This window comes from Ruegeria sp. CF3 (assembly GCF_056537365.1).
On record NZ_JBQFRK010000002.1, the window covers coordinates 651574 to 667720 of the forward strand.

Sequence of the window (16147 nt, forward strand, 5' to 3'; positions counted from 1 at the left end):
CTTCTGGTACCACGTTGTTTCGCGCCGGGCCACACACCCTCAGATAGTGTCACTATCTAGCTTTAGCTTAAGACAATCTCTGTCTATTTGAAATTAGATATACCAAATTTCGCCAGTAAAATTGAAGTTTCCAGCTTCTACTTTGTTTCCTCAGTCCGCCCAACGAATCCTTTAAAAACTGCAAGAGTTTCTTCGCTTACATGATGCTCAATGCCTTCAGCATCATGCTCTGCGACTTCCGGTGAAACGCCCAAGGCGATCAGGAACTCCACGACAATCCGGTGACGCCTTCTACAAGCTTCCGCCAATTGACGCCCGGCATCGGTCAGTTGAAGTGAGCGGTAGGGAATTTGTTCTATGAAACCTTCTCGTTTCAAACGGGCCAAATTCTTCGAAACCGTAGGTTGGGTTACGCCCAACCGCTCTGCTATTTCGACCGGGCGCGCCGAGCCATTCTGATGGATCAACTCTGCAATAAGTTCAACGTAGTCTTCAACCATTTCGCTTTGGTGGGCCTGTCGCACAGCCTCAAATCCACTCGCCTGGGTATCAATACTACGATCTGAATCTTGCGGTGTCGTTTCAGTCATCGGCTCACGATTAGGTCGTTAATCCAGTCACTAGTGTATGCACCTGAAAGCCGAACTTGACAATGAGCATGCCTTCATCAATAAATTAGACAAGGCTAATTTTAATAGACAGAGCTATGAAATATCTAATAGCGTCCACACTTCTTTGCGCATTGCCAGTGATCGCCGATGCCACGGCGATTGAAGAATCTCCTTGGGCTCCGCGCGCTGCCGCGTATCGACTGACCTTGTTCATGGGAAATCTAACCCCGGTTCCCTGGGATGAAATTGAGAGGAGTTGGACCTCGCCCGCACCTGTCAGTGACATTCAGGTCGCTCCATTGTCACGCGTTTCCGACAAAGAGGCGCTTGCGATCAACCAAGCTATGCAAGCCGAAGATCTCCAGGCGCTGTTCGAAGCAAGCACAATTGCCATTGCTGAGGGAATCCTGCGCCATCTGGATGTCGCAAAGACCGCGTTGGGTCAGCCTGAAGCGGCACGCGAGGTTGCACAAGCGGCAGCTCTGTTCCGCGCATTCGAAGATGGTATCAAGGCTGCGGATGCGTCGGCGGCTCGCGATCTGGGCCGGGCATGGCTGGTTCTGAACTCTACCCTTGGCAGCGCAGGAGTACTGGGCAATGGTGCACAAACGGTGGATGCCGACCAATTTGCGGAAGCTCAGGCCATTGTCGCTGCCTATATTCGTGCCAACTATCTGCCATCCGAGTATGCCCAACGCGACAAGTTAACACCGCTGCCTGAAACAGTTGTGCTTTCCGGCGAACAAATCACCATGCCCGCCACGCTGCCGCCAGGGTCGAACATCGGAGATCAGGCGCAGCTGCCGCGGCTGGTTCTTCAGTTTGAAGAGGCGGGTGAGGATGAAGCCAATCTACCGCTGGTGGCCTATGGCGATATGCTGTTCGACAGCCCTGAAATCTTCGGCGGCCCGGCGCGCGAGTTAGGCATCGCCTGCTCGACCTGCCACAACCGCTCCGACGTGAACCGGGATTTCTTCATACCGGGCCTGTCATCCCATCCGGGTGGGATGGATGTGGACGGTTCGTTCTTCAATCCAATGTTCAATGACCGGACCGATGATCACTTGGACACGCCTTCTATGCGTGGCATCCGCTTTACCGCACCTTATGGCCGCGACGGGCGCGAACCCAGCCTACGTCGCTTCATCCGAAATGTGATTGTGACTGAATTCGCCGGAAAGGAACCAACACCGTTCCAACTGGATGCGCTGGAAGCCTATGTCAAACAGTTCGACTTTCTTCCCAACCCAAAGATCGACCGGTCCGGCAAGCTGACCGATCTGGCGTCAGATGCCGCCAAGCGCGGGGAGGTGCTGTTCAACACCAAATTTGCCGGACTTGGTGACAAATCCTGCGCTTCGTGTCACACGCCTGACCGTCAGTTCCGCGATGGTCTGACCTACGACATCGGCAGCGCGGAACCACCATTCCCCGGCGGCACGGCTACCGCGTTCGAAACCCCGACACTGCGCAACGTCAATTTCACTGCACCTTACATGCATGACGGATCGCTGCCGACGCTGGCCAGCGTTGTTGACTGGTTCAATGACACCAAAAATTTGGGGTTGGACGAAGCACAGCGCGCAGATCTGACGGCCTATGTCGAAGCTGTCGGAGACGGTGAAGACCCCTATCAAGTATTCGAGGGTCGCAACAGCGTATTCCGCTTGTCCTGGGAGGAGCTGACAACATTCGCCAGCACGCTCGATACCCTGCTGCCGATGCAGGATGCCGAAAACATAGCGGTTCTGATCGACACAGTAGCTCCTGATCTGGCCGCGGATGCCAGTGTCATGGTCAATCAGAACGCCAAGCCCGAAATCTACGAATTCGCCGCGATCCTGCGAGCGGTTGGCGATGCCAGCGCCGAAGGTAACTGGACCGAAGCCACCCGCCAGTGGGAACTGTTCAAGGCCATGCAGGCCGAAGTTGACGAGAGGATGTTCTGATGTTGTCGCGCCGCAATATTCTGGTCGCTGCAGCCGCATCTGCAGCCCTGCCCGTAATGGCTGCAACTGACCGGGGGCTGAAGCTGGCCTTCATCCCGCAGGAGAACCCCGAAAAGCTGTTGGGTGACATCAACGTCATCACCGGCTGGCTTTCAGAGCAGATGGGCGTCCCGGTCACGGGGTTTGTCACGTTCGACCACGCTGCTGCCGTTGAGGCGCTGCGCAACGGTGATGCCGATATCTCGTTCATGGGAGCGTTGCCCTTTGTGTTGGCCGAAGACCAGATCGGCGCCGTACCGCTATTGTCCGAGGTTTATCGCGGGCAACCCAGCTATTCGGGCCGGGTCTTCGTGCGGCGTGACAGCGGAATCGAAACGCTGGCAGATCTCCGGGGACGTGACATCGCCTTTTCCGATCCGGTCTCGGAATCCGGTTACATCTATCCCCTTGATCTGTTTGTGCGCGCCGGGCTGTTCTCGGGCACGGGCGATGCCGACAGCTTTTTCGGGCAAAAATTCTTTGCTGGCGGATATCAGCAAGCGATGCAGGCCATGGCCAATGGGCTGGTCGATGCTGCGGGCGCGAGCCAGTATGCAGATCTCTATCTGACTCCGGATCAGCAGGCCGAGGTCAAGGTGCTGGCGGAATCAGAACAAATTCCCAGCCACGCAATCATTGCCCGCCCTGATCTGGACGCCGGGCTGCAGGCGAAGTTCATTAAAACCATGCTGCGCCTCAACGAGAGTGAGAACCGTCACCTGCTGGCTTACCTCTATGGCCCGGACGGGTATCTTCCTGCTGATCCTTCGGTTTACGAAGGCGTGCGCGAGACTGCGCGGCGCTATGGGTTTCTGAAATGAACCCTATAGTTTCACTCAACGCGGTATCGCAGCACTTTGCCAGTGCGGCAGCTCTTTCAGATGTTTCGCTGTCGGTGCAGCCCGGTGAAAGCGTCGCGCTACTCGGTCCTTCGGGTGCGGGCAAATCAACGTTGCTGGCGTTGTTGGATGGTCGTTTGAGTGGATGGCAGGGCGAGGCACAGGTGCTGGGCAAGCCACTTTTGGCAACTGGGATTCCATCCCGCGAGGACCGTGCCAATACTGGCTTTGTCTTCCAGGAATTCGCATTGGTTGATCGGCAGAGTGTTTATCAGAATGTGATGAACGGTCGGATGGGCCGGATGAATATCTGGTCCTCACTCTGGGGTCGGTTTCGGGAAGAGGACCATATGTGCGTGACACGAGCGCTTCAGGATACGGGGCTGTCCGATCTGGCAAGCCGCCGTGCCGATCAGTTGTCGGGTGGACAACGGCAGCGCGTTGCGATTGCCAGATGTCTGGCACAAGAACCCGAGTTGATCCTTGCGGATGAGCCCGTCAGCAATTTGGACCCTGCTCACGCCGAACGCATTCTGAGCTTGATCACCAGCTCTGCACGTAGTCGCAAAATCGGCGTCATTTTCAGCTCGCATCAGCCCGACCTGTCACGCCGCTTTGCTGAGCGCATCATAGGCCTGCGAGATGGCGTGGTATTGTTCGACAAACCGTCGGCTCAGTTGACCAGCGGGGACATCGATGAACTGTATCACGGTGCCGGTGTCACATCGGGGCTGCGGGTAGTCAGTTGATGGGTCGATCCGTCATTTGGATCATACTGGTACTGGCGATCCTGTGGTCGCTGACCAGCGGGGATATGGGATTGGGCAAGCTGCCAGGCGCGGGACCCCGTCTGGTAGAGTTTTTGGGGCGCATGATCCCACCTGACCTGTCCGTTTGGCGCGAGGTTCTGACCGGGCTGGCGGAGACTCTGAGGATCGCCATTCTGGGAACATTGTTTGCCGTGATCCTGTCGGCGGGACTGGCCGTTTTGGCTTCTGAAACTATGGTACCAACAGCGATCTGGCGTCCCGTCCGTGCCTTGCTTGCGGTTATCCGGTCGATCCCACTGATCCTGGTCGCTATGCTAATGGTGGGCGCTGTTGGGTTGGGCCCGCTTCCCGGTATACTGGCAATCACATTTCACGCGACCGGCATGTTGGCAAAGTTCTATGCAGAAGCCATCGACAATGTTGCCACCGCTCCTGTGGCGGCGCTTGAAAGCGCAGGGGCCAACAGAATTCAACAGTTGCGTTGGGCAATCTGGCCGCAGATGGCGCCTGTGATCATGCGCGATACCGTATTTCGGTTTGAGCTAAATCTGCGCGAAAGCCTGATACTGGGCATTGTCGGTGCCGGTGGCATCGGGTTGTATGTACAAACCTACGTACGGTCGTTTCAGTATGAAAAGGCTGCGACCGTGACGTTGGCAATCATCGTTTTGGTTTTATTGTCAGAGGCACTGAATACGGCCTTGCAAAAGCGCTTCAGTTGAGGCCCCACTATGTATTTCCGTGTGTATGCGTGGCCGCCATTCGAGCCTTCAGCTTCCCATTGCGGAGGGATCGAACGCGTGCGTTCATCCAGTGACGGAATATGAAGCGATAAAGCCAACCCCGAATGCTGCCGAAACTTTGCGCATGATCAGCATAGAACGCATCCGGACTATCAAAAACGCCAAAATCCTTCACGATTCCGGTTTTCTGAATGTACGTGTCACGACCTTCCCATTCGACCTGAGGGGTGCTCAAACAACGGGTACCCGCCCCATAACCGCACAGGCTTTCTGTTTCTGCAAAGTTATGCTGCAAGGCCTCCAGGTATGGCTGATCCAGAATAAATCCTTCGAGGTTGACCCAACGACCGTCTACTTCGACTTCGACCCACGAATGCAAGATTTCTTCTGGCGCCAGCGGATAAATCAGTTCGGGGACCACACCCCTCTGCAACTCTTTGTGGATCGTAAAGCCATGTAAACGGCATCGGATACCGCTGCCGCGAAATAGTGCCATCAAAAGCGTACCCTTGGTATTGCATTGCCCATAACCGTTGGCGAGCACCTCTGATGCCGGGATATCGTCTGCACGGTTGTAACCAAAGGCAATCTCGTTACGAACGAAATCATAAATAGCGCCAATTCGATCCCCGATAGGCAGATCGGGCCAGCGCCGTTCCGTTATGAGCCCAGAAATTGCGGGTGTTTCAAAATCAAGCAGAGGTGTGGCGGTTAACAACGGGTCTCGGTTCAGCATTTGGTCTCTCGTCGAATCAACTCAGAAAGACTTGTAATTGCTACAGTGACTGTAGCTTCAAGAGGCTATTTCCAGTTCGCAACAACGCTGCCCAGGGTTACGCGCCGATGTCTTCGTGATCAGTAAGACATTCGGAATGATCGCGTAGAACTTCGAGTACACGACAATCCGAGGCGTTGCCGCCACTGCATTCATGCACCATGCGCTCCAGCTCGGTTCGCAACGCTTCTAGCCGCGCCATTCTTTGCTCAATTTGTTTGAGTTGTCGGCGCGCAATACTGTCGGCTTCATGACATGGGCGATCCGGATCGTCGGACAAATCAAGCAGTTCGCGTATCGCCTCAAGCGAAAACCCCAATTGGCGGGCGTGACGGATAAAAGCCAGGCGATCCAGTTCGGTATGGCCATAACGCCGCTGGCCACCTTCGGTGCGCCCCGGTTCCGGCATAAGTCCGATCTGCTCGTAGTAGCGGATCGTCTGAACCTTGGTTCCGGTCTTTTTTCCAAGCGTTCCGATCGTCAGCATCTGGGTCTCCTTACAAAGCTACAGCTTATGTAGGCTCGGGTTGACGCCGCACAATAGAACCTTCCAGCCGGTGGACCTGTGACACCCAGCCGCAGGCTCAAAATCCCCTTTGAACCTCTAGCAGGTAGAGGGTGTACATGCCGTTCTGAACCAAGAATCACAGGCGGACGGCTAACTTTGAAACTGACCGTATTTCAAAAAATCTTATGGGTACTGGCTGGTGTCGCAACGGCGGCATTTGCCTATTTGATGCTGTGGTCAGAATATAGACCTGCGCGGATTGAGGAGGGGTCTGTTCCGTTCGAAGCCAGGTTCGAACTGACAGATCACTCTGGTGTTGTCCGTACCCAGAACGACTTTGCAGGCAAGTGGATGTTGGTGTTTTTCGGTTTCACCAACTGCCCCGACGTTTGCCCTACAACACTGTCCGAGGTGGCAGCAGTGCAGGAAGGTCTGGGAAATCAATCAACCCAAGTGCAACCTATCTTCATATCCATCGACCCCGAGCGCGACACTCCGGCCGTCCTGGCCGAGTATGTACCACTTTTCGATGCGGGGATCATTGGGCTTACAGGCACGCCAGAACAAATTGCGCAAACGTCCAAGACCTTCCCGATATTCTACGAACGGATCGAACAAGCCACTGCGCCGGATGGATATACGATGGGGCATACCTCTCATCTGTTTCTGTTCAACAAGGACGCTGGATTCGTCCAGTCCTGGTCATATGGCACGCCTGCCGAAGAAATTCTTGCGGATCTGAAACAGAGACTCTGAGCACCATGACCCGGTTTTTCAAAGATACACTTCTCGGCCTGGCCTGGGCGATTGCCTTGGTTGCTTCTCTTTCTGTTCTGTTCATTGGAGAGATCCTGGGGCAGACGCCCTGTGTGCTGTGCTGGTTCCAGCGTGCGTTCATGTTCCCATTGGCGATCGTACTGGGGCTTGGCCTGTGGTGGCAGGACCAGAACGTGGGCCGATATGGGATAGCACTGGCATTGGGGGGCGCTGCTGTCGCCTTGTGGCACATGGGCCTGTATGCTGGTCTAATCCCCGAAAAAATCCAACCATGCTCGGCCAGTGGTCCGTCCTGCACGGACGCAAATCAAACTGTTTTGGGCATCCCGATTCCGCTGATGGCGCTCGTTTCATTCGCGCTAATCGGCGTTCTGTGCGCCCTTTCACTCAAGGAGAAACAAGTATGAACAGACGTGGCCTGATTTTGTCCGTTCTCGCATTCGGTGGTGCCGGATTCGGAGCCGCTTCCTGGTACGTGAACCGTCCGGCTGCTTCAGGCAATACCGAGCCTGTTGCACCCGAAATCGCTGAAACACTTATCCGTTCCTACTCGCCTGTTCTCGGCCCAAAGGACGCACCGGTTACAATCGTCGAATTTTTCGATCCGGCTTGTGAAGCCTGCCGTGCCTTTCATCCGGTCGTGAAGGACATAATGGCTCAGCATGGAGACGCCGTGCGCGTTGTGATCCGGTACACCCCTTTCCATGGCGAAGGCTCAGAGGAGGCGATCCGCGTGCTTGAAGCGGCACGCATGCAGGGGGTCTTTGAACCGGTCCTGGAAGCCGTGCTGCGAGAGCAGCCCAAATGGGCCGCGCATGGTGCGCCTGAGCCTGGTCTTATTATTCGAATTGCAGCAGCGGCGGGACTGGATGCCGAGGCAGCGCAGGCACAAATGCTTGCGCCCCAGACAGTTGGTGTTCTCAATCAGGATCGCGCTGATGTCGAAGCGGTCGGTATAAGGCAAACTCCGACATTCTTCGTCAATGGCAAAGCTCTGGATCCGTTTGGTGAGGCTGAATTGAGACGCCTGGTCGCTGCAGAAGTTGCAGCACTGCAAAGCTGAGCAGTAGCGAGAGGTACTATGAGACTCACTGCAAAAAATACACTTCTGGCAGGTGTGCTTGCCGCATTCGGCACCACTGCCATTCTATCGGCACCTGCACTGGCAGGGGGCGGCGATGTTGTCGTTGAAGATGCCTGGTCGCGCGCTTCAATTGGCACCAACCGACCTGGCGTCGCTTACATGACGATCAGCAACACCGGCAATGAGGCCGTCACGCTGACGTCTATCCGCACCGATCTTGCGATGATGCCCGAGATCCATCAGACATCGACCAATGCAGAGGGCGTCAGTTCCATGGCACCAGCTGGCGAGCTGGAAATTGCGCCGGGTGGTTCCGTAGCGCTTGAGCCGGGCGGGCTCCACGCTATGCTCATGCGGCTGCAACGCCCTATGACTGAAGGCGAGAGTTTTGCGCTGACTCTGATCTTTGCTGATGGTACAGAAAAGACCGTCAACGTGCCGATATTTGGTATTGCTGCGCGAGGCCCCGAGAACTGATGCAGCGGCGACGCGTTCTCACATTCGGGGCTGCTGGACTTGGTGCAATCGGGCTGACACTCTTTGCCGGATGGTGGCAAGTGGATGGGCCGGGAGCGGCTCAATCTGATCGCCTTCGTCCCCTTGCGTTGTCAGATATGAACTTTCGCATGGTTGATCACGAAGGGACCACCGTCACCCCGCAATCGCTCGTCGGACGTGCAACAATGGTGTTCTTCGGCTTTACCTACTGCCCGGATGTTTGCCCGACGACACTTTCGGATATTTCCCTCTGGCTGGATGATCTGAGCAATGACGCGGATGAATTGAACGTCGTGTTCATAACCGTAGACCCTGAAAGAGACACAGTCGAATCTATGGCCGACTATGTCAGCTACTTTCATCCCGCTGTCCGAGGGTGGGTCGGCGTTTCGGGCCAAATCGCTCAGGCCGCAGACGATTTTCGCGCCACTTATGAAAAAGTTCCAATGGAAGATGGCGACTACACAATGAATCACACTGCAAGTGTATTTCTGTTTAGCCCCACAGGCGAATTTGTCAGCACCATCGACTATCATGAGCAGAGAGAATTCGCTGTGCCCAAGATCCGTCGTGCTTTGAAAAGTGGAGCGGATAAAACATTATGAACGCACGGTTTCTAGCAACCTCGGCAATCGCGATCAGCAGCGTCTCAATTGCTTCGATCGTGTTCATTGCCTCGAACAGGTCTGAAGTGACGGCGCCTGCGCCCACGGTCTTTCCGGTGCCCAAGCTTCCTGCGGAACCGCAGATCACATCGGCTCCGTTGCTGAACGTACCATCAGCAGAACTCGCTCCAAGCCCCGTTTCGTTTCGACCTGCTCAACCGGAACCCATTCAGGCAGAGGAACCTTTGCCACCTGTTGAACCACCTTCACGGACATGGACACGCGAACTTGCGTTGGGTGACACGCTCGACAGTTTGCTGTCTAAAGCCGGGATCAACGCAACCGATCGGGCCGAAATCGCACTTGCGCTTGGCGCTGAATATGATTTGCAGCGTTTGCGCCCGGGCCACTCGATAACAGTCGTTACAACCGCAGCGGATCAACCGCAGAGCGTGGAGCTTGCGGTGGAAGATGGTGTAAGAATCGAGGTGCTACTCAGCGAAACGTTGTCCACGCGCGTGGTCTCGCCAGAACCCGACACCGTCATTCTGGCCCGCAAAACAGAGATCGAAACTTCGATTTCAAATGCGTTGAGTAGCGCAAAGATCCCGGTTCGTTTTGCGGTGGATCTGGCGCAGATGCTGAGCGGGACAGTGGATTTTCGGAGGGATCTGACAGGTGGTGAAGCTCTCCGTCTTCTCTGGCGCGAAAAGAGCATCGATGGCGAGAGAACAGGCCAGCCAGAACTCATTTTTGCGGCGCTGGAGGTTGATGACCAACTTTATGAAATAGCATGGCCAGATGCCGAAAATGGCCGCGCCACAATCTATGTCGATGGTGAGCTTCTTCGCGTCTTCTCGCAGCCAGTCGAGGGCGCGCGCCTGAGTTCAGTCTTTGGTCGGCGAAAACATCCGGTCTACGGAAATGTTCGGATGCATACAGGTGTCGATTTTGCTGCCGCACGTGGTACTCCGGTGCATGCGACGGCCCCGGGCCGCGTGTCTTATATTGGTTGGCGCGGGGGGTATGGGCGTGTGGTCGAAATCGCTCATGGATCGGACACGGTCACGCGATACACGCATCTTAGCGCAACCGCCGATGGTCTGACCAAAGGTCAGCGCGTGGAGGCGGGCCAGGTGGTTGGTCGTGTCGGGTCGACCGGCACCGCGACCGGCCCAAATCTTCATTATGAAGTATTGGTCGACGGGCGCCCGACAGACCCGCTATCTGACGATCGACTTGCTGCCGCTGCGAATGACAAGGTAGAAAACGAAGCAGCGCAAAAGCGATTAAGTAGTGCACGGGCACAGCTTGAGAAGCAGCTGGGCGATCTCACTGCCAAGAAACGCGAAGCTAACTCGTGAGAGTTCTTTCAGAACGCCTTCAGACGCGCGGCTATCAGTTTGACGGTTTGAACGCCTGAAGTGAACTGCACCGCAAATGAACAAAATCAGAGGATGTAAGATGATGGCACTCACGGGTGCCTTGGTTGGCGCCGTTTGGGGTAGGGTCCTGGCAAAGCGCCGGAATGGCAACAGCCTTGATATTCTTCAGTACGCCGCAGGATATGCCATCGCTTTTGGCCTGGTGGCGTTTTTCCTTTCGATCACAGTTGTGCGCTTGATGTAACGCGCCAGTAAGCGAGGCGAAAGCCGGACACCTTGAAGTCCGGCTTCCCCCCTTATGTGGTCGCAGCGCCTATTCCCTGCGAGCCAAGGGTATTTGCCGCAGTCTGGGCGGTGTGATCTTCCGGAGCTTTCAGAAGCCGTAAGGCATTGGCTACGACCAGCAAGGACACTCCGACATCTGCGGCGATTGCTCCCCACATTGATGCCAATCCAAAACCGGTAAGGGTCACAAACAGTGCTTTGGTCGCAAGTGAGAACCCGATGTTCTGACGGATGATCGACATGGTTCGACGTGAATGATCGATCAGCCAGGGTACTTTGCCGATGTCATCAGTCATCAGAGCAATGTCTGCAGTCTCAATAGCAGCATCAGATCCAACTGCACCCATCGCAACTGCATAATGTGCCCGAGCCATCGCAGGCGCGTCGTTGACGCCATCGCCGATCATCGCAACCATCTCGTGCTGTTCTGCCAGTTCCTCAATCGCAGCGACTTTGTCCTCCGGCAGAAGTTGGGCCCGAACTTCGTCGATGCCGACTTCGGCTGCTACCGCTCTCGCTGTTTGTTCGTTGTCACCAGTCAGCATGATGATTGACTTCACGCCCTGCGCATGAAGCCGGGCAACGATGCTTCGGGCTTCGGGGCGAATGCGGTCCCGCAGCTCAAGCAAACCGGTTAACCCGTTCTCATCCCCGACAACAACAAGTGTGCTTCCCGCGCTCTCGATTTGGTTGCGCAACTCGGCAGGGATGGACGCGCCAAAGCCTTTCTCGACAGCGAAGCGGTCAGAGCCAAGCCAGATATCTCCACGCTCGGTACGGCCTTCCAGACCACGACCGGGAACGGTTCGGATGTCTTCAGCCGCCGATATCGAAATGTCGGTCTGTTCTGCCCGGGTCAAAATGGCGCGGGCCAGCGGGTGTGAAGACCGAACCTCGAGGCTGGCAGCGCTCGCTAACAGCTCCTGCTCGGATGCGGCGCCCAGCGGATAGACATTGGCCACTTCAGGCTCACCCATGGTGATCGTGCCTGTCTTGTCCATGGCTAGTGCGGTGGTACGCCCGGGGGCCTCGATATATGCGCCGCCCTTAATCAGAACCCCAGCCCGGGCCGAAGCGGTCAAAGCCGCAACGATTGAAACCGGTGTGGAAATTACGAGCGCACAGGGGCAGGCGATAACCAGCAGAACAAGCGCATTGTAAAACCAGAAGCCCCACGATGCGCCAAATGCAAGCGGCGGGATCAGGGCGATGGCCACTGCGACGACCATAACGATGGGCGTATAGATCCGCGCAAATTTTGTAACCCACTGCTCAACCGGCGCGCGGCGCGCATGAGCATCACCGACCATCCGGATGATCTTGGCAAGCACGGTGTCTGACGCTGTTTTCGTCGCACGTATTTTGAGGGTGCCTTCACCATTGATTGTGCCGGCATAGACCTCATCACCCAGCTCTTTGGGAATCAGCGCGCTTTCACCCGTGATTGGAGCCTGGTCAACGGCACCGGCCCCTTCGATGACTTCTCCGTCAAGTGGAATGCGATCCCCACCTCGAACGATGAAGCTGTCACCGACAAAGACATCCGCCGCCGGGACCGTTGCCTCAGAACCGTCAGCACGAACCAGCCGAACCGTCGGGGGGGCCAGATCAAGCAGCGCGGACACCGCGTTCCGAGCACGTCCGACACTCCAGCTTTCCAGATAAAGAGAGAGCGAAAAGAAAAATGCTACAGTTGCCGCTTCAAAAAACTCACCCAGAGCGATGGCACCGGCGACGGCAACAACCATCAAAAGGTTCATATCAGGCGAAAGTCGACGCGCCGAAGACCAGGCCTTAGGGGACACCAGCCAGACGCCAAACAAGATCGCGACTGCGAACAAAGCTGCCTCGGGCAAAGGCATCGGAACCTCACCATGTCCCGAGAACAGCCCGAGCGCACCGCCCATGCCGGTTTCGAAAATGTGCCAGCCAAAACCTGCTGCCCAAAACCCTCCGCTAAGAGTGGTGAACCGCCGCTGACGTGCAATATGCGCCGCCTGGTCCTGGGCGGCATTTCCGTCATCCCATGGTTTGGCGGTCATACCAGTACTCGCAACCAGCAGCATGACATCTTCGTCAGATAACTTGGAAGCACTTTCAAGAAGCGTCATCCGACCGTTGATCACATCAAATGCGAGATGCTCTTCACCACCTGCTTTCGGGCCGACGACACGGTTCAGGATCGCCACCTCTTCGGCGCAATCAAGGCCAGAGACCTGAAAGCTTCTACCACCTTCAGGAATTGGACCGGCGGGGGCGATGTCGCCACACCCGCCACTACCGCATGCGTGGTGACCATGTTTGTTTTCGTGGCCATGGTCGTGGCTATGGGTATCGGATGACATGATTGGACCTCAAGAATCTCTATGGTCCTTTGTAAATAGTTCCTACAGTAACTAGAGCTTCAATACCTTTTATATTTTTTTCATCCGGGTTCTTTGCCTGCGATATTGTTAGTTCATTTCGTCTTGCGGGCCGGCCGTGTGGATGCAATCTAATTGCAGATGACGCAAAAAATTTGGAACAGATCAATGCAGAAACGGATCGCAATTACCATCACGTTAGTCTCGATTACGGCTGGTTGCTCAGCCCAGTTCACCGGAGCCAAAAGCAAGGCACTTGAACCAGGCAACGTGCCAGATTCGGTCGTAGCGCTGGCAGGGCCGGCGCAGGATTTGACCACGGCACGCCTTTTGCCAGAAGATAATTGCTTTTGGTATGAGCACAGCGGACCCGTCGAGACGACATTGGTACCATTGCGCGCGACGAATGGCGCTCCGATCTGCATTGCGCGCGACGCCTGATCGAAATGAGGGCAGCGACGTCCTTGTACGCTGCCCAATATTCATGAGCGGGCTGTGACGCTATCTTCGGCAGAGTATAGGAAAGCGGTCGAGCCGGTTTTCACGTTTGGGTAGAGGTCATTGATATGAGCCATGATCATTCGCACACATCCAGAACTTGCGCGACCGCCGATGCTTCTTGGCTCAGGCGTGCCGTGAATTCTGAGATATGTGTCTCGGTCTCCAACGTATAGATAAAGGGCACGAGAGCCGAGAGCATTATTCGGCCCGGGCTCCATGCCATTCCGGAATTCCGCGTATTCGGGGTTGCGCTCGATCATTGAAGCGGTTGGTGTCCAGTGTGGCCATTCGACCTTTCGGCGGATAACATAGGTGCCGGGCTCGTAAAGGTTCCCGCGCGCGATCGCTACGCCATAGCGCATTGCGGTCCCGCCTTCTTCGATATGATAGAGATAGCGCGCGACGGCATCCACATGGATGTCACCTGGAACCAAACCATCATTTGCCGCGACGCGTCTTGGTAAAAAACGGTCATGAACACCCCACGGATTTGAGGTCATTGGATCGTAACCAATTGGCGTGACCTGACTGTCCCAATAGGTCTTCTGCGATGCGGTTGGCCAGGTTTTGGCGATCAATGGACTGGCCGCAGACGCCGAGAACAGCGCTGTGGTGGATTGAATGAAATGGCGCCTTGTAAGCATAGGTCTCGTCCTGGTTCACAAGTTTAACGTATTTGGATCGCACTATCGCGAATTAATCCGAATCTTAAAGCCTCTAGCAGCTAGAGCTTCAAGAGGTTTCAGGTAACGCTTGGTTTACCCTGTCGATCAAGTGACCGGTTGCGTGAATCCTGCTTCGGTCGAGTTTACATTGGAATAGCTCGCAAAGACAATTGACACAGGCGAAGCCGCCATTGTAGCGGTGAATTGTTTTCGGTTCCTGATGGCGGAAGCCAAAAGGATTAAAAGGGAATACGGTTCGGTGTTTTCAATGGCGCCAATTCCGTAACTGCCCCCGCAACTGTGAGCGGAGAGCGATGCCAAGACACCACTGGTTCGTAATGGAACCGGGAAGGTTGGCGGAGCGAGCACCCGCGAGTCAGGAGACCTGCCGTAAAGCGCCGGGCTATGCCCAGACTGAACCTGTCGGCCTTACGGTCGATTCAACCTGACAAGCCGCCGGGTGAGGCGGTAGGGAGAAAGAACATGCATATCGAACCGGGCATCGTGAATGGTGCCAAAATCGCGCTTTCCTATGTTACCGCCGCAGGTGCGGCTACTTACGCAGCGAAAGAAACGTTTTCCACATTGCGTGCGAATGGACCTGCATCTTTTGTTATGCGCTCGGTGCTCGCCACCGTTGGGGTTTTCCTTTTCTTCGAAGTCCTGCCGCATTTCCCGGTTGGTGTCTCTGAAGTCCACTTCATCCTGGGGTCGACGCTGTTTCTGCTTCTCGGTGCTGCACCCGCGGCTTTTGGATTGGCAGCTGGTCTCCTGATTCAGGGTGTGTTTTTTGCCCCGTTCGATCTTCCGCAGTACTTCATCAACCTGACCACTCTGCTGGTGCCGCTATTTGCGCTACAGGCACTGGCCAGCCGCATCATCGCACCCGGCACAGCATATGTTGACCTCAAATATGGCCAAGCTCTTGCCCTAAGTGCGACGTATCAGGGAGGAGTAGTCGCATGGGTTGGGTTCTGGGCCTTCTACGGCCAGGGTTTCGGCGCAGAAACCATGGCGTCGGTTCTGTCCTTTGGCGGCGCTTATATGCTGGTAATCGTCATTGAGCCGATTGCTGATCTGGCAGTGCTTGCGGCAGCCAAGGCAATGCGCGGTTTGAACAGTACAGGTCTGGTGACTCCGCGTTTGTACAACGCTGCGAAAGCTTGACCAAAGTTTGAAGCAGTGTCCTAAACTTGGGTTGCCGCGAAACAACCAGTAGTCGCAGGACCAAAATTTTATTGTGGCGCGTCTCTAGGGCGCGCCACATTGTCTTTAGCCGCTAGAAACCTGTACCCAACGATCAGGGTGATTTGGGTCCTGTATTCGTAGGAAAAGATACCTCGTTTCCTTCCAAGATTTGATCCTGTTGGTGACATTGTCCAGAATCAAATCGCCTTCACTCGAGCGATAAACTAAAACTGCATGGCCACTGCGATTGGTGTCCAAGACAGTTGCAATAAGTAGCTTCGTAGGATCCAGGCCGTTCTGCATTAGTTCAAACTTCTTTTGCAAAGCGATGTCTCTAGAACCACGCTCAGGTTACAAACCGTCGGCCTGACTAGCGGTTTCGCAACCGAGCGAAGGCATGCGTGAGGGTGTGATCGGGCCGACGAAATTGAAATTCGCGAACCATATTGTTCTTGTGGCTGAGCTCTCTTGGCTCGATGGTCTCAATTTCCACCCACAATGCCCCAAGTTTTTTTGTGAGTAGTTTTGCAAAAGGGCGCATATATCTTGCCAGAATGACATT

At 55.4% G+C, this 16147-nt stretch carries 19 protein-coding genes and 1 riboswitch; of the genes, 13 read left to right on the forward strand and 6 right to left on the reverse strand.

Annotated features, from left to right (window positions below):
• Positions 1–137: 137 nt before the first annotated feature.
• Positions 138–590, reverse strand: a complete 453-nt coding sequence (gene mntR / locus ACR0KC_RS10605; protein ID WP_480706356.1) for a manganese-binding transcriptional regulator MntR — start codon at positions 588–590, stop codon at positions 138–140.
• A gap of 116 nt (positions 591–706) precedes the next feature.
• On the opposite strand from mntR, the gene ACR0KC_RS10610 reads away from it, so the two are divergent.
• The 4 genes from ACR0KC_RS10610 to phnE are packed head-to-tail and all read left to right on the forward strand — an operon-like array spanning position 707 to position 4930.
• On the forward strand, positions 707–2560 hold the full coding sequence (locus ACR0KC_RS10610; protein WP_480771820.1) for a cytochrome c peroxidase: 1854 nt from the start codon (positions 707–709) through the stop codon (positions 2558–2560).
• A complete protein-coding gene (locus tag ACR0KC_RS10615) occupies positions 2560–3420 on the forward strand; it encodes a phosphate/phosphite/phosphonate ABC transporter substrate-binding protein (protein ID WP_480771821.1) in 861 nt (286 codons plus the stop codon). The genes ACR0KC_RS10610 and ACR0KC_RS10615 overlap by 1 nt, the downstream gene beginning before the upstream one ends.
• Positions 3417–4187 carry a phosphonate ABC transporter ATP-binding protein gene (locus tag ACR0KC_RS10620; RefSeq protein WP_480771822.1) on the forward strand — a complete coding sequence of 257 codons (771 nt, stop codon included), beginning with the start codon at positions 3417–3419 and terminating at the stop codon, positions 4185–4187. Before ACR0KC_RS10615 ends, ACR0KC_RS10620 begins: the two co-directional genes overlap by 4 nt.
• On the forward strand, positions 4187–4930 hold the full coding sequence (gene phnE, locus ACR0KC_RS10625; protein WP_480771823.1) for a phosphonate ABC transporter, permease protein PhnE: 744 nt from the start codon (positions 4187–4189) through the stop codon (positions 4928–4930). The genes ACR0KC_RS10620 and phnE overlap by 1 nt, the downstream gene beginning before the upstream one ends.
• Positions 4931–4937: 7 nt before the next feature.
• Here phnE and ACR0KC_RS10630 read toward each other — a convergent pair whose 3' ends face one another.
• Both ACR0KC_RS10630 and ACR0KC_RS10635 read right to left on the reverse strand, forming a co-directional pair.
• On the reverse strand, positions 4938–5687 hold the full coding sequence (locus ACR0KC_RS10630; RefSeq protein WP_480706366.1) for a transglutaminase-like domain-containing protein: 750 nt from the start codon (positions 5685–5687) through the stop codon (positions 4938–4940).
• A gap of 97 nt (positions 5688–5784) precedes the next feature.
• Positions 5785–6213, reverse strand: a complete 429-nt coding sequence (locus ACR0KC_RS10635) for a MerR family transcriptional regulator (RefSeq protein ID WP_170637694.1) — start codon at positions 6211–6213, stop codon at positions 5785–5787.
• Positions 6214–6390: 177 nt separating this feature from the next.
• On the opposite strand from ACR0KC_RS10635, the gene ACR0KC_RS10640 reads away from it, so the two are divergent.
• From ACR0KC_RS10640 to ACR0KC_RS10670, 7 genes are all read left to right on the forward strand, one after another.
• Positions 6391–6990, forward strand: coding sequence for an SCO family protein (locus ACR0KC_RS10640; protein WP_480706368.1), 600 nt, complete (start codon positions 6391–6393; stop codon positions 6988–6990).
• A gap of 5 nt (positions 6991–6995) precedes the next feature.
• On the forward strand, positions 6996–7418 hold the full coding sequence (locus ACR0KC_RS10645; RefSeq protein ID WP_480706369.1) for a disulfide bond formation protein B: 423 nt from the start codon (positions 6996–6998) through the stop codon (positions 7416–7418).
• Positions 7415–8074, forward strand: coding sequence for a DsbA family protein (locus tag ACR0KC_RS10650; RefSeq protein ID WP_480706371.1), 660 nt, complete (start codon positions 7415–7417; stop codon positions 8072–8074). Before ACR0KC_RS10645 ends, ACR0KC_RS10650 begins: the two co-directional genes overlap by 4 nt.
• Before the next feature lie 18 nt (positions 8075–8092).
• Positions 8093–8572, forward strand: a complete 480-nt coding sequence (locus ACR0KC_RS10655) for a copper chaperone PCu(A)C (protein ID WP_480706373.1) — start codon at positions 8093–8095, stop codon at positions 8570–8572.
• A complete protein-coding gene (locus ACR0KC_RS10660; protein WP_480706375.1) occupies positions 8572–9198 on the forward strand; it encodes an SCO family protein in 627 nt (208 codons plus the stop codon). The genes ACR0KC_RS10655 and ACR0KC_RS10660 overlap by 1 nt, the downstream gene beginning before the upstream one ends.
• Positions 9195–10562, forward strand: a complete 1368-nt coding sequence (locus ACR0KC_RS10665) for a peptidoglycan DD-metalloendopeptidase family protein (RefSeq protein WP_480706377.1) — start codon at positions 9195–9197, stop codon at positions 10560–10562. The genes ACR0KC_RS10660 and ACR0KC_RS10665 overlap by 4 nt, the downstream gene beginning before the upstream one ends.
• A gap of 100 nt (positions 10563–10662) precedes the next feature.
• The gene (locus ACR0KC_RS10670) at positions 10663–10827 is read left to right on the forward strand and encodes a hypothetical protein (protein WP_480771824.1); all 165 of its coding nucleotides are present in this window, start codon (positions 10663–10665) and stop codon (positions 10825–10827) included.
• A gap of 52 nt (positions 10828–10879) precedes the next feature.
• Here the strand turns inward: ACR0KC_RS10670 and ACR0KC_RS10675 are convergent, their stop codons facing one another.
• Complete coding sequence (locus tag ACR0KC_RS10675) at positions 10880–13213, reverse strand: heavy metal translocating P-type ATPase (protein WP_480771825.1); 2334 nt, start codon at positions 13211–13213, stop codon at positions 10880–10882.
• A 186-nt stretch (positions 13214–13399) separates the two neighbouring features.
• Between ACR0KC_RS10675 and ACR0KC_RS10680 the strand changes: the two genes are divergently transcribed.
• A complete protein-coding gene (locus ACR0KC_RS10680; RefSeq protein WP_170392939.1) occupies positions 13400–13672 on the forward strand; it encodes a hypothetical protein in 273 nt (90 codons plus the stop codon).
• A gap of 41 nt (positions 13673–13713) precedes the next feature.
• Here ACR0KC_RS10680 and ACR0KC_RS10685 read toward each other — a convergent pair whose 3' ends face one another.
• Positions 13714–14376: a L,D-transpeptidase gene (locus ACR0KC_RS10685; protein ID WP_170402530.1), complete on the reverse strand. Its 663-nt coding sequence runs from the start codon at positions 14374–14376 to the stop codon at positions 13714–13716.
• A gap of 215 nt (positions 14377–14591) precedes the next feature.
• Positions 14592–14804, forward strand: a riboswitch (cobalamin riboswitch).
• Positions 14805–14880: 76 nt separating this feature from the next.
• Here ACR0KC_RS10685 and ACR0KC_RS10690 point away from each other — a divergent pair.
• Positions 14881–15564 (forward strand): energy-coupling factor ABC transporter permease, encoded by a 684-nt coding sequence (locus tag ACR0KC_RS10690; protein ID WP_170392744.1) that lies wholly within the window; start codon positions 14881–14883, stop codon positions 15562–15564.
• Between the two features lie 105 nt (positions 15565–15669).
• Here the strand turns inward: ACR0KC_RS10690 and ACR0KC_RS10695 are convergent, their stop codons facing one another.
• Complete coding sequence (locus ACR0KC_RS10695) at positions 15670–15909, reverse strand: transglutaminase-like cysteine peptidase (RefSeq protein WP_480706384.1); 240 nt, start codon at positions 15907–15909, stop codon at positions 15670–15672.
• Positions 15910–16147 lie beyond the last annotated feature (238 nt).